This is a genomic window from Pseudomonas sp. NY15463, from assembly GCF_048068415.1.
Lineage (GTDB): Bacteria > Pseudomonadota > Gammaproteobacteria > Pseudomonadales > Pseudomonadaceae > Aquipseudomonas > Aquipseudomonas mosselii_C.
This window is the reverse complement of the sequence record NZ_JBLUQD010000003.1, coordinates 201,575-215,336: the sequence shown is the minus strand read 5'-3', so window position 1 is coordinate 215,336 and position 13,762 is coordinate 201,575. Positions and strand designations below refer to the sequence as shown.

Genomic DNA, 13,762 nt, shown 5'->3' with positions numbered 1-13,762 from the left:
CTGCAGGATGCCAAGATCCTGGGGCTGCTACGCGGCCCTTTCGCGACACAAGGCCGCTCCTACAAAGACCGCGCCAAATCATTCAGCCTTTCATGGCTTGGCCACGTGCCACACGTCCTTCATGCCGTCGCCGGTCATGTCTCCGGCTTTCTTGTCCTTGACGAAGGTGTACAGCGGCTTACCGTCATAGGCCCACTGCATCTTGCCGTCGTCTCGCTTGATTTGCGACCACTTGCCTTCGGCCTTTTCGCCATCCTTGACCATCAGCGGCGGCCAGTTGGCGGCGCATTCACCGTTGCACATGGACTTGCCAGCGGCATCCTTGTCGAAGGTATACAGGGTCATGCCGGCGTGATCGACCCACATCCCATTCTTCTCCATGGCGTGATGCGCCGACGCCACCCCCGGCAGTGCCAGTGCTGCGAAAAGGGCCATCCAGCTCAGCGTATGTCGTGTCATTGGAATCACCATTGTCTCGGCTTTTAGGGGTTGCGACGCCACATCGGCGGCCCCTTGAAGCCTAGTCGAGTCATGCAATGTCGCCAGAACCGCCCCGACTCTGTCACACAGCTGCAATAATTCCGTTATCTAATGCGGGCCAAGACACCGTATCCGGGAGAGGTAATTGAGCATGGTTGGCAGGAACATTCTGATCGTCGACGACGAAGCGCCTATCCGCGAGATGATCGCCGTTGCATTGGAAATGGCCGGCTATGACTGCCTGGAGGCGGAAAACTCTCAGCAGGCCCACGCCATCATCGTCGACCGCAAACCCGACCTGATCCTGCTCGACTGGATGCTGCCGGGCACCTCCGGCATCGAGCTGGCCCGCCGTCTCAAGCGCGACGAGCTGACCGGCGATATCCCGATCATCATGCTCACCGCCAAGGGCGAAGAGGACAACAAGATCCAGGGCCTGGAAGTCGGCGCCGACGACTACATCACCAAGCCGTTCTCGCCGCGCGAGCTGGTGGCGCGGCTCAAGGCTGTGCTGCGCCGTACCGGGCCGAGCGACAGCGAAGCACCGATCGAAGTGGGCGGTCTGCTGCTCGACCCGATCAGCCATCGCGTGACCATCGATGGCAAGCCAGCCGAGATGGGCCCCACCGAGTACCGCCTGCTGCAATTCTTCATGACCCACCAGGAGCGCGCCTACACCCGCGGCCAATTGCTCGACCAGGTCTGGGGCGGCAACGTCTACGTCGAGGAGCGCACCGTCGATGTGCACATCCGTCGCCTGCGCAAGGCGTTGGGTGAGGCCTATGAAAATCTGGTACAAACCGTCCGCGGCACGGGCTACCGCTTCTCGACCAAGAGCTAGGAGAAGCAGCTGCGCACTTTCGGCCTCAAGCTGCAAGAAGAAGCAGGCAGCGACAGGCTGGAAAATGGACTTAAAGCATTACCGATTCGCTTCTTCTTGCAGCTTCTAGCTTGCGACTTGTAGCTGATCCGAAGGATCTGTGAATTGAACCAGAACTGGCACGCGACCCTGATTCGCCACATGCTGCTGCTGATCACCCTCTGCCTGATCGGCGGCCTGATCAGCGGCTACTATGGCTGGAGCCTGGCCATCGGCCTGGCGTTCTACCTGGGCTGGACGCTCAAGCAACTGCTGCGTCTGCACGACTGGCTGCGCAACCACCAGCCCGACGAAGCTCCCCCCGATGGCTACGGCCTGTGGGGCGAGGTGTTCGACAGCATCTACCACCTGCAACGCCGCGACCAACGCGTGCGAGGCCGTCTGCAGGCAGTCATCGACCGGGTCCAGGAGTCCACCGCCGCACTGCGCGACGCGGTGATCATGCTCGACAGCGAAGGCAACCTGGAATGGTGGAACCGCGCCGCCGAGACGCTGCTGGGCTTCAAGACCCCACAGGACGGCGGCCAGCCGGTGACCAACCTGGTGCGCCACCCGCGCTTCAAGGAGTACTTCGAGTCCGAGAACTACGCCGAGCCGCTGGAAATCCCATCGCCGATCAACGACCGCCTGCGCGTCCAACTGCACCTGACCCGTTACGGCAACAACGAGCACTTGATGCTGGTGCGCGATGTCACGCGCATTCATCAGCTCGAACAGATGCGCAAGGACTTCGTCGCCAACGTCTCCCACGAGCTGCGCACACCGCTGACAGTAATCACCGGCTACCTCGAAACCCTGCTGGACAACGTCGAGGACGTCAACCCGCGCTGGAGCCGCGCCCTGCAACAGATGAGCACGCAAGGCTCGCGCATGCAGACGCTGCTCAACGACCTGCTGCTGCTGGCCAAGCTCGAAGCCACCGACTATCCCTCGGATAACCAACCGGTCGCGGTCGACACGCTACTTGGCGCCATCACGAACGACGCCCAGGCGCTGTCGGGCCCACGCAACCAGCGCATCACCCTGGAGGCGACGCCCGGCATCCGCCTGAAAGGCAGCGAATCGGAGCTGCGTAGCGCGTTTTCCAACCTGGTGTTCAACGCGGTCAAGTACACCCAGGACGAAGGCAATATCCGCATCCGCTGGTGGGCGGATGAACAGGGCGCCCACCTGAGTGTGCAGGACTCTGGCGTCGGCATCGATGCCAAGCATCTGCCACGCCTGACCGAGCGCTTCTACCGGGTCGACTCCAGCCGTGCGTCCAATACCGGCGGCACCGGGCTGGGATTGGCGATCGTCAAGCACGTGCTAATGCGCCATCGCGGCAAGCTCGAGATCAGCAGCGTGCCCGGGCATGGCAGCACCTTCACCTGTCATTTTGCGCCCGCACAGTTGGCCACGACCCGCGTATGACGCCTCGGGGGCACGCCCCCCTTTGCTTTTACGGCCCCAGCCGCTACATTGGATCCCCTGTGCCAGCAATCGCTGGCACTTTTTTTCCCCTTATTTCACCGACGGACCCTGTAAAAACTCCATCATGGACCCTTCCCCTGGTATCAGCCTCACCTCGTTGTTCGCCGACTTCGGCATGATTCTTTTCGCCTTGTTCCTGGTGCTGCTCAACGGCTTCTTCGTAGCCGCCGAGTTCGCCATGGTCAAGCTGCGTGCCACGCGCGTCGAAGCCATCGCCGAGTTGCACGGCTGGCGCGGCAGCATCCTGCGCAAGGTACACAACCAACTCGATGCCTACCTGTCGGCGTGCCAGCTGGGCATCACCCTGGCCTCGCTGGGCCTGGGCTGGGTAGGTGAACCGGCTTTCGCCCACCTGCTCGAACCCCTGCTGGCCTACTTCGGCGTCGACAGCCCCGAGCTGATCAAGGCTGTCTCGTTCTTCGTCGCGTTCTTCGTGATCTCCTACCTGCACATCGTTGTCGGCGAGCTGGCGCCCAAATCCTGGGCAATCCGCAAACCCGAGCTGCTGTCGCTATGGACCGCCGTGCCGCTGTACCTGTTCTACTGGGCGATGTATCCGGCGATCTACCTGCTCAATGCCAGCGCCAACACCATTCTGCGCATCGCCGGCCAAGGCGAGCCCGGCCCGCACCATGAGCACCACTACAGCCGTGAAGAACTCAAGCTGATCCTGCACTCCAGCCGTGGCCAGGACCCAAGCGATCAAGGCATGCGCGTACTGGCCTCGGCGGTCGAGATGGGCGAGCTGGAAGTGGTCGACTGGGCCAACTCCCGCGAAGACATGGTGTGCATCGACGCCAACGCGCCGCTCAAGCAGATCCTCGCGCTGTTGCGCCGGCACAAGTTCAGCCGCTACCCGGTGTACGACGCCGAGCGCGAGGAGTTCACCGGCCTGCTGCACATCAAGGACCTACTGCTGGAGCTAGCCGAGCTGGACCACCTGCCCGAAACCATCGACCTGCAGGACATGGCCCGCCCGCTGGAGCGAGTGTCCCGGCACATGCCGCTGTCCCAATTGCTGGAGCAGTTCCGCAAGGGCGGCGCGCACTTCGTACTGGTGGAGGAAGCCGACGGCAAGGTCATCGGCTATCTGACCATGGAAGACGTGCTGGAAGTGCTGGTAGGTGATATCCAGGACGAGCACCGCAAGACCGAGCGCGGCATCCTCGCCTATCAGCCCGGCAAGCTGCTGGTACGCGGCGACACCCCGCTGTTCAAGGTCGAGCGCCTGCTGGGCATCGACCTGGACCACATCGAGGCGGAAACCCTCGCCGGGCTGGTCTACGAGACGCTCAAACGCGTACCTGAGGAAGAAGAAGTGCTGGAAGTCGAAGGCCTGCGCATCATCATCAAGAAGATGAAAGGACCGAAGATCGTGCTAGCCAAGGTACTCAAGCTGGATTGATCGGTCAGAAGCCACGTTTCCCTGTAGGAGATCACCCAGCCCTTTGGGCTGCGCTGTCGCGCAGAGAACTGATTTCGCAAGCGCTCCGCGTACCCTGTGGGAGCGGGCTTGTGCCGCGATGGGCTGCGCAGCAGCCCCGGCGATTGTGCAGGCTGCCAATACTTGGGGCTGCTACGCAGCCCATCGCGGCACAAGGCCGCTCCTACAGTGGATCGTGAAACGACCTTCAGGGGTTACCTGCGGTGAAATCCGGCATCCCGCCAATCGGCCGATCGAATTGGTACGGGATCGACTCCAAGCCCATCCCCACGTTGCGCTGTACCACAAAATGCAGGTGCGGCCCGGTGCTGTTGCCGGTATTGCCTGACTTGGCCAGCGCTTGGCCCACCGCCACCTGCTGCCCCTCCCTGACCACCACCGACCCACGCATCAGATGCAAATACACCCCCATGGTGCCGTCTGGGTGCAGGATACGCACGAAGTTACCCGAGGGGTTGGAGCCCCGACCGCTTTGGCCGTTCTCGATCTTGACCACCACCCCGCCCCTGGCGGCGATGATCGGCGTACCTTCGGGCATGGCGATATCGATGGCGTAGCGGCCCTTGGGCCCGAAATGGCTGACACGCCCGTTAGGTCCCTGACTGATACGAAACGGCCCCCCCTTCCACGGAAACGGATAGCGGTAGCCCTGGCTGCGTTGCACCGGATCGCCCATGGCGTACTGGAAGCGGCTGTTGTACTTCAGCGCTCCCCCTGGCCCGGCGAGTATCGCGCTGAGGACCTGCGTCGAACGTGGCGGCACCACCCGCCGCACGAGGCGCGGGGCATTACCGCCAAAAGCATTGGCCAAACCATCCAGACGCAGCTCGACCTCCATCGGGACGTACAGCTCATTACGGGCGAGGAAGCGCACGCCACCGGGGAACGGTTCAGTCTTGAGCACCACTTGGCGGTCGATGCGCTCGACCATCGGCTCCTGGAGCACGAACGGCTTGGCCCCCGGACTCGGCCAGTCGGAGTAAGACACCACGCCATTGTTGTCGGTGGTCTTGTAGAGGGTGATGCCCAGGCTCGAGGCAGAAGCCGTGAGCAACGCGCAGAACAGCAGCAGGCGGGCGGCGGGCATGATGATGGCCATTTGACAGATTGGGTCTGTCGTAGACTAGCAGCCGGATTTGAAGGAGGAATTGCAGTTGGTCGGGAGAGCCGATGGCGCTGCGAACTGCATCCCTGTGGGAGCGGGTTCACCCGCGAATGCGTCGATGGGCTTCACATCGCATTCGCGGGTGAACCCGCTCCCACAGGGCCAGGTGCACATGATCGAGATCAAGCGCCTGGCGTGAAGTGTTTCTGGGTAGTGCCGCGGGCGATCAGGCGCGACAGATAGTCGAGCTTCTGGGCATCCTGGTCGACGAACTTGAAGGTCAGTTGCAGCCAGTCGCTTTCAGGCTTGGGCTCGAGTGCGGCAACCGCGTGCAGGTAACCATTCAGGCGCGCGACTTCGGCGTTCTCACCCTGCTCCAGGTCCAGTACCGCACCTTCGAGCACCTGTGGCAGGTTGGCGCTACGACGCACCACCAGCAGGGCTTCTTTGAGGCTCAGGGCCTTGATCACACAGGCTTGCGGGCCACTGGCCAGACGCAACTGACCCTGGCCACGACCGGCCTGGGCAGCGGCGGCAGCGCTTTTCGGCGTGGGTGCATTGATCAGTGGCTTGCCCGGCGCAGGTGCCGCTGCGGCAGGCGCGGCCACCTTGGCGGCCTCGGTACGGCCACCGGTCAGCGCACTGAGCGAGTCGTTGGCGAACGCCGAATTGGCCTTCGGCGCACCGGCCATGAGGGTGTCGAGCTTGCCGATCTTGGTCAGGGATTTCTTCACCTTGGTCAGCAGTTGCTCGTTGGTGAACGGCTTACCGACGAAATCGGAAACACCCGCCTGGATCGCCTGGATCACGTTCTCCTTGTCACCACGGCTGGTCACCATGATGAACTGCATGGCTTTCATTTCTTCCTGCTGACGGCACCAGGTCAGCAGTTCGAGGCCCGACATCTCGGGCATCTCCCAGTCGCACAGGACCAGGTCGAAACGTTCCTTGACGAGCATGGCCATGGCCTTGCGACCGTTGACCGCATCCTCGATAACCATGCCTGGGAAGGCATTTCGCAGGCACTTCCTTACCAGATCGCGGATGAACGGCGCATCGTCCACGACCAGCACATTGACTTTACTCATCGATACTCCTCTTGAATCCCGACTAGCATACCGCCGACTGATGGCAATTTGCCAAACCACTGGTCACGCCGGGACTTCTACGATCGTTCGCGGGTGCCTGCTGGGTGCTCGACCACAAACGAAAACGCCCGGCCAAAGCCGGGCGTGATGCTCGGGAGCAATCTTATTTATCGTCCGGTTCAGCCGGAACATTAGCGATTTCACCTTCATCGAAGGCTTCGCCCTGAACCTCGGCCTTCATGCGCTTGAGGCCCATGTGCCGCACGTCGGTGCCGCGCACCAGGTAGATCACCAGCTCCGAGATGTTACGCGCATGGTCGCCGATGCGCTCCAGCGAACGCAGCGCCCAGATCACGCTCAGTACACGGGAGATCGAACGCGGATCTTCCATCATGTAGGTGACCAGTTCACGCAGGGCCGTCTTGTACTCGCGGTCGATAGTCTTGTCGTACTGGGCCACCGACAGGGCCAGGTCGGCGTCGAAGCGGGCAAACGCGTCCAACGCGTCGCGCACCATGTTGCGCACCTGGTCACCGATGTGACGCACCTCGACGTAGCCACGCGGCGATTCACCCTCTTCGCACAGCTGGATGGCACGGCGGGCGATCTTGGTGGACTCGTCACCGATGCGCTCAAGGTCGATCACCGACTTGGAAATGCTGATGATCAGGCGCAGGTCGGAGGCAGCCGGCTGACGGCGGGCGAGGATGCGCACGCATTCCTCGTCGATGTTGCGCTCCATCTGGTTGATCTGCTCATCGACCTCGCGCACCTGCTGCGCCAGCCCCGAATCGGCCTCGATCAGCGCGGTGACCGCGTCGTTGACCTGCTTCTCGACCAGGCCGCCCATTGCCAGCAGGTGGCTGCGGACTTCTTCGAGCTCGGCGTTGAACTGCTGGGAAATGTGGTGGGTAAGGCTTTCTTTATTGATCATGCGTTCGCTCCGCGAAGCTACGAGCTGAAAGCTGCAAGCTTCATGTGATTCGTGTCTTTCCCTGGCTTTCGCTAACCGCTCTTTCTTGCAGCTTGCAGCTTCAAGCTTGCAGCTGCGCCAACCGCGCCCTAGCCATAGCGACCGGTGATGTAGTCTTCGGTCTGCTTCTTCGCCGGGTTGGTGAACAGAGTATCGGTGTCCCCGAACTCGATCAGTTTGCCCATGTACATGAACGCGGTGTAGTCCGAAACGCGGGCCGCCTGCTGCATGTTGTGGGTCACGATGACGATGGTGTACTTGGACTTGAGCTCATAGATCAGTTCCTCGACCTTCAGGGTCGAGATCGGGTCCAGTGCCGAGCACGGTTCGTCGAGCAGCAGTACCTCAGGCTCCACGGCGATGGTACGGGCGATGACCAGACGCTGCTGCTGACCACCGGACAAACCCAGTGCCGAGTCGTGCAGACGGTCCTTGACCTCGTCCCACAGCGCCGCGCCCTTGAGCGCCCACTCCACTGCTTCGTCGAGGGTGCGCTTCTTGTTGATGCCCTGGATGCGCAGGCCGTAGACCACGTTCTCGTAGATGGTCTTGGGGAACGGGTTAGGCTTCTGGAACACCATGCCCACCCGGCGACGCAGTTCGGCCACATCCTCGCCCTTGCGGTAGATGTTATTGCCGTACAGGTTGATGGCACCTTCCACACGGCAGCCGTCGACCAAGTCGTTCATGCGGTTGAAGGTCCGCAGCAGCGTGGACTTACCGCAGCCGGACGGGCCGATGAAGGCGGTCACGCGCTGCTTGGGGATGTTCATGCTGACGTCGAACAGCGCTTGCTTGTCGCCATAGAACAGGGACAGACCAGGGACTTCGATGGCCACGGTCTCTTCGGCCAGGCGCAGGCTCTGCTTGTCGCGGCCCAGGGCCGACATGTCGATGCCGTGGGTATGAGCTTCGTGTTGCATGTTCTCACTCCATTTGAAGCTGCAAGCTTCACGCTGCTAGCTGCAAGTTTGGACAAAGCGGCAATCTGCTTGAAGCTTGCCGCTTGTGGCTTAAGGCTTAAATTAGCTGTCGAGGGCCTTGTACTTCTCGCGCAGGTGGTTACGGATCCACACCGCCGAGAGGTTGAGGGTGGCGATCACCATCACCAGCAGCAGCGCGGTGGCGTACACCAGCGGCCGCGCGGCCTCGACGTTGGGGCTCTGGAAGCCGACGTCGTAGATGTGGAAGCCCAGGTGCATGATCTTCTGGTCCAGGTGCAGGTACGGGTAGTTGCCATCCACCGGCAGCGACGGCGCCAGTTTCACCACACCTACCAGCATCAGCGGCGCCACTTCGCCCGCGGCGCGAGCCACGGCGAGGATCATGCCGGTCATCATCGCCGGGCTGGCCATTGGCAGGACGATCTTCCACAGCGTCTCGGCCTTGGTCGCCCCCAGGGCAAGCGAGCCTTCGCGCACGGTACGCGGAATCCGCGCCAGACCTTCCTCGGTGGCCACGATCACCACCGGCACCGCCAGCAGTGCGAGGGTCAGCGAGGCCCACAGCAGGCCAGGCGTACCGAGGGTCGGTGCCGGCAGCGATTCGGGGAAGAACAAGCGGTCGATCGAGCCCCCCAGCACATAGACGAAGAAGCCCAGGCCGAACACGCCGTAGACGATCGCCGGAACACCGGCCAGGTTGTTCACGGCGATACGGATCAGGCGGGTCACCGGGCCCTGCTTGGCGTATTCACGCAGGTAGACTGCCGCCAGGACGCCAAACGGGGTGACGATCACGGCCATGATCAGGGTCATCATCACGGTGCCGAAGATCGCCGGGAAGATCCCGCCCTCGGTGTTGGCCTCACGCGGGTCATCGCTGAGGAATTCCCACACCTTGATGAAATAGGCGCCCATCTTGGTCAGGCCGGACATGGCATTCGGCTGGATCGCGTGGACCACCTTGCTCAGGTTGATCTCGACTTCCCGGCCATTGGCATCGCGGGCTACCAGGCTGTCGCGGGCGAAGGCTTGGTGCAGACCCGTCAGGCGCTCCTCGATGGCCTTGTAGCGGTTGTTCAGCTCGGCGCGCTCGGCATCCATGTCGGCCTGGGCGGCGGCGTCCAACTTGCCGTCCAGTTCCAGCTTGCGGCTGTGCAGGCGCAGACGCTCCAGGCCATGGTTGATGGCGCCGATGTCTTTCTTCTCAAGCTTGACCAGTTGATCGTTAAGCTCGCTGGCGCGCTTGAGACGGGCTTGCAGCTCGCTCCAGGCCTCAGGGCCCTGGGCGACCACACGACCGTCTTCCTTCACGCTCACCAGGAAACCGTAGAAGTTGCCCCACTCGCGGCGCTCCAGGGCGATCAGTTCGGCGGGCTTTTGCTGGTCCACCAGCCATTCGCCGACCACCCAGGTGAAGTCGCTGCCGTTGAGGTCGCGGTTACCCACCTTGATCAGCTCACGGGTCATGAACTCCGGGCCTTGGTCAGGCACCGGCAAACCGGCACCCTTGAGGCGTTCGCGCGGGACTTCTTCCTTCTGTACCACTTCACCGATGACGATGTGATCGGCCTGGCCCGGCACCTTGTAGGTGGCCTGGACCAGATCGGCGGGCCAGAAATGGCCCAGGCCGCGCACGGCGATCACCGCCAGCAGGCCAACGGTCATGATGACCGCCATGGCCACCGCGCCACCGCTGATCCAGACGCCAGGGGCGCCGCTCTTGAACCAGCCTTTGAGGGAATCCTTTTTCACGGATCTCTACCTTTCTATCAAAGCGACGAGTATTTCTTGCGCAGGCGCTGGCGAATCAGCTCGGCCAAGGTGTTCATCACGAAGGTGAACATCAGCAGCACGAGGGCGGCGAGGAACAGCACACGATAGTGGCTACCGCCGACTTCCGATTCAGGCATTTCCACGGCCACGTTGGCGGCCAGGGTGCGCATGCCCTCGAACAGGTTCAGTTCCATCACCGGGGTGTTGCCGGTGGCCATGAGCACGATCATGGTTTCGCCCACCGCACGGCCCATGCCGATCATCAGCGCCGAGAAGATACCCGGGCTGGCGGTGAGGATGACCACGCGGGTCAGGGTCTGCCAAGGCGTGGCGCCCAGCGCCAGCGAGCCCAGGGTGAGGCTGCGCGGCACGCTGAACACGGCGTCTTCGGCGATGGAGTAGATGTTCGGGATGACCGCGAAGCCCATGGCGATACCGACTACCAGGGCGTTGCGCTGGTCGTAGGTGATGCCTAAGTCGTTGGTGATCCACAAGCGCATGTCGCCGCCGAAGAACCAACTTTCGAGGAACGGGCTCATGGACAGCGCGAACCAACCGATCGCCAGGATCACCGGGATCAGGATCGCCGCTTCCCAGCCATCCGGAATACGCAGGCGGATCGACTCCGGCAGGCGGCTCCAGGCAAAGCCTGCCACCAGGATGCCCACCGGCAGGATCAGCAGCAGGCTGAATACGCCGGGCAGGTGGCCTTCAAGGTACGGCGCCAGGAACAGGCCGGCGAAGAAGCCGAGGATCACCGTCGGCATCGCTTCCATCAGCTCGATCACCGGCTTGACCTTGCGGCGCATACCCGGGGCCATGAAGTAAGCGGTGTAGATGGCGGCGGCGATGGCCAGCGGGGCCGCCAGGATCATCGCGTAGAACGCGGCCTTGAGCGTACCGAAGGTCAGCGGCGAAAGGCTCAGCTTGGGTTCGAAGTCGGTGTTCGAGGCGGTTGACTGCCACACGTACTTGGGCTCGTCGTAGTTCTCGTACCAGACCTTGCCCCACAGCGCACTGAAGGAGATTTCCGGGTGCGGGTTACGCAGGCTCAGCGGCAGCAGCTTGCTGCCTTGCTCGATGAAGATGCGGTTGGCGCGCGGCGACAGGGCCAGCACGCCGGCGCCTTCGGCGACGGGCTCGACCAGCAAGGTGCGATGCGCGGTGCTGTGGAACACACCCAGCTTGCCTTCGCTGTCCAGGGCGATGAAGCCCTTGCGGCGCTCTTCGGCGTCGATCTGCACCACCGGGGCCTTGCCCAGCTGGAAACTGCGGATCAGCTTCAGGCGCGACTCACCATCCGGGTCACGCGCCATGAACCACTGGCTCAGGCCGCCCTTGGAGTCACCGAAGATCAGCGAGATGCCGCCAACCAGCTGGGCGGTGGCGGTGATTTCGGCGTTGCCGTCTTCGAGCAGCTTGTAGCGACCGTTGAGGCTCTTGTCGCGCAAGCTGAACACGTCAGCGGTGGCACGCCCGTTGACCACGTACAACCACTGCTGGCGTGGGTCGACGAAGATGTTCTTCACCGCCTCGGTCATCTGCGGCAGCTCGATGCGATTCTGCTCGGTGGTCACTTCACCGGTCATCATGTTCTCGGTGCGCGACAGTTGGACCACCTGCAGGTGCGAACCGGTGGAGCCAGCCAGCAGCAGGGTGTCACCATTGACGTTGACGCTCACGTGCTCCAGCGCGCGGCCTTCATCGTCGAGGGTGAACGGGTCCTGACCATAGGGGTAGTCGATACCGGCCTCGATGGTCTTCTTGTTGTCCGGGTAGGTGATCTTGTAGGTGTGATGGAACACGATCGCCTGGCCGTTGGACAGCCCCAGAACCACCAGCGGGCTGCCCGGCTGGTCGGTGCTGATGGAACTGACCTGGGTACCGGCAGGCAGCGGCAGGTCGACGCGCTTAAGCGCGTTGCCGGTCTTGGTGTCGAAGAACAGAGCCTGGCCCTTGTCGGAGACACGCATGCCCACCAGGTTCTGCTCTTCAAGGGCGATCATCAGCGGCTTGCCGGCATCCTGTTGCAGCCAGGCAGGCTCCAGGGCCTTCTTGCTGGTCAATTCGGCGCCCTGGAACAGCGGCAGCACCACGTAGGCCAGGTAGAAGAAGATCAGCGTGATCGCAGCCAGCACGGCCAGCCCGCCCACCAGAACATACCAGCGGGTCAGGCGATCCTTGAGGGCGCGCATGCGGCGCTTGCGTTGCAACTCTGGCGTATTGAAATCAATACGCACCGGCGGAGAATTTTGGGTCATTGTGGAGTTGGCCAGATCATTCATGCGCACACCCTAGCGGTCCCGTATGACAAAAACATGACAGTGCAGTGACGCAACAAAGCCCGACGCTCAGGACCCCTGGCCTCGGACTGACGAATTCATGGAAAGAGGCCGGTGCATGTGCGGCCGGCCTCTTCCGATTACTGCCTAGTTACTTCTTTGCAACGTTGCCAGCGTGGGACAGGCCCAGGTCAGCCAGGGTCTTGTCGACCACTTTGGCAGGCAGCGGGATGTAGCCGTCTTTCACGACAACCTGCTGGCCAGCTTGCGACAGGACCAGCTTGACGAACTCAGCTTCCAGCGGGGCCAGCGGCTTGTTCGGCGCCTTGTTGACGTAGACGTACAGGAAGCGCGACAGCGGGTAGGTGCCGTTCAGGGCGTTGGCTTCGTTGTCTTCGATGAACTCGCCGCCTTCTTTCTTGGCCAGGGCGACCGTCTTGACCGAAGCGGTCTTGTAGCCGATACCCGAGTAGCCGATGCCGTTCAGCGAGGAGCTGATCGACTGCACGACCGAAGCCGAACCTGGCTGTTCGTTGACGTTAGGCTTGAAGTCGCCTTTGCACAGGGCTTCTTCCTTGAAGTAGCCGTAGGTGCCCGATACCGAGTTACGGCCAAACAGCTGGATTGGCTTGTTTGCCAGGTCGCCCTTCACGCCGACATCACCCCAGGTCTTGACGTCAGCCTTGCCACCGCACAGGCGGGTGGAGGAGAAGATGGCGTCAACCTGAGCCATGGTCAGGCCTTTGATCGGGTTGTCCTTGTGCACGAAGACTGCCAGGGCATCGACGGCCACCGGGATGGCGGTCGGCTTGTAGCCGTACTTCTGCTCGAAGGCCTGCAGCTCGACGTCCTTCATCTTGCGGCTCATCGGGCCCAGGTTGGCGGTGCCTTCGGTCAGGGCGGGTGGCGCGGTGGACGAGCCAGCAGCCTGAATCTGGATGTTTACGTTCGGATATTCCTTCTTGTAGGCCTCAGCCCACAGAGTCATCAGGTTCGCGAGGGTGTCGGAACCGACGCTGGAGAGGTTGCCCGATACGCCAGTGGTCTTGGTGTAGGTCGGGATGGCAGGGTCGACAGCGGCGACCGCATTGGCGGCAGCGACGCCAGCGGCGGCAAAGGTCAGGGCCGCCATCAAACGCTTCAGTTTCATGCCTTGCTCCTAGCAGGAATATCGTAGGGGTTGTGATGGATCGGGCCCAAGTATCTGCAGGCCGCATGAACACCATATGACTTCAATGTGACAATTGGATGAAAGGCCATCACCGATGATCGGGGATGGCCTTTGCGGCATGTTTCAGGCGGGGATGGCGTGCTGAACAT

The 13,762-nt window shown here is 62.2% G+C and carries 11 protein-coding genes; 3 read left to right on the top strand and 8 right to left on the bottom strand.

Going from position 1 to position 13,762, the window contains the following annotated elements; all coding sequences use genetic code 11:
• Window positions 1-90: 90 nt before the first annotated feature.
• Window positions 91-459 (bottom strand): hypothetical protein, encoded by a 369-nt coding sequence (locus tag ACNFIC_RS08835; RefSeq protein WP_138220706.1) that lies wholly within the window; start codon window positions 457-459, stop codon window positions 91-93.
• 172 nt (window positions 460-631) lie between these two features.
• Between ACNFIC_RS08835 and phoB the strand changes: the two genes are divergently transcribed.
• The 3 genes from phoB to ACNFIC_RS08820 all read left to right on the top strand — a co-directional run bounded on the left by phoB (window position 632) and on the right by ACNFIC_RS08820 (window position 4,238).
• Window positions 632-1,321 carry a phosphate regulon transcriptional regulator PhoB gene (gene phoB, locus ACNFIC_RS08830; RefSeq protein WP_003253341.1) on the top strand — a complete coding sequence of 230 codons (690 nt, stop codon included), beginning with the start codon at window positions 632-634 and terminating at the stop codon, window positions 1,319-1,321.
• A gap of 180 nt (window positions 1,322-1,501) precedes the next feature.
• Window positions 1,502-2,773: a phosphate regulon sensor histidine kinase PhoR gene (gene phoR, locus ACNFIC_RS08825; RefSeq protein WP_416780983.1), complete on the top strand. Its 1,272-nt coding sequence runs from the start codon at window positions 1,502-1,504 to the stop codon at window positions 2,771-2,773.
• Between the two features lie 124 nt (window positions 2,774-2,897).
• Window positions 2,898-4,238, top strand: a complete 1,341-nt coding sequence (locus ACNFIC_RS08820; protein WP_138220708.1) for a hemolysin family protein — start codon at window positions 2,898-2,900, stop codon at window positions 4,236-4,238.
• 226 nt (window positions 4,239-4,464) lie between these two features.
• Here the strand turns inward: ACNFIC_RS08820 and ACNFIC_RS08815 are convergent, their stop codons facing one another.
• From ACNFIC_RS08815 to ACNFIC_RS08785, 7 genes are all read right to left on the bottom strand, one after another.
• Window positions 4,465-5,364, bottom strand: coding sequence for a peptidoglycan DD-metalloendopeptidase family protein (locus ACNFIC_RS08815; protein WP_138220709.1), 900 nt, complete (start codon window positions 5,362-5,364; stop codon window positions 4,465-4,467).
• Window positions 5,365-5,564: 200 nt separating this feature from the next.
• Window positions 5,565-6,470 (bottom strand): response regulator, encoded by a 906-nt coding sequence (locus tag ACNFIC_RS08810; RefSeq protein WP_138220710.1) that lies wholly within the window; start codon window positions 6,468-6,470, stop codon window positions 5,565-5,567.
• A 163-nt stretch (window positions 6,471-6,633) separates the two neighbouring features.
• Window positions 6,634-7,404, bottom strand: a complete 771-nt coding sequence (gene phoU / locus ACNFIC_RS08805; protein ID WP_023630537.1) for a phosphate signaling complex protein PhoU — start codon at window positions 7,402-7,404, stop codon at window positions 6,634-6,636.
• Window positions 7,405-7,532: 128 nt separating this feature from the next.
• Entirely contained in the window at window positions 7,533-8,366 is an 834-nt protein-coding gene (pstB, locus tag ACNFIC_RS08800; protein WP_138220711.1) for a phosphate ABC transporter ATP-binding protein PstB, read from the bottom strand.
• 102 nt (window positions 8,367-8,468) lie between these two features.
• The gene (gene pstA, locus ACNFIC_RS08795; RefSeq protein ID WP_416780804.1) at window positions 8,469-10,139 is read right to left on the bottom strand and encodes a phosphate ABC transporter permease PstA; all 1,671 of its coding nucleotides are present in this window, start codon (window positions 10,137-10,139) and stop codon (window positions 8,469-8,471) included.
• A gap of 17 nt (window positions 10,140-10,156) precedes the next feature.
• Window positions 10,157-12,445: an ABC transporter permease subunit gene (locus ACNFIC_RS08790; protein WP_138220713.1), complete on the bottom strand. Its 2,289-nt coding sequence runs from the start codon at window positions 12,443-12,445 to the stop codon at window positions 10,157-10,159.
• A 148-nt stretch (window positions 12,446-12,593) separates the two neighbouring features.
• Window positions 12,594-13,592: a phosphate ABC transporter substrate-binding protein PstS gene (locus tag ACNFIC_RS08785; RefSeq protein WP_138220714.1), complete on the bottom strand. Its 999-nt coding sequence runs from the start codon at window positions 13,590-13,592 to the stop codon at window positions 12,594-12,596.
• Window positions 13,593-13,762: the final 170 nt, after the last annotated feature.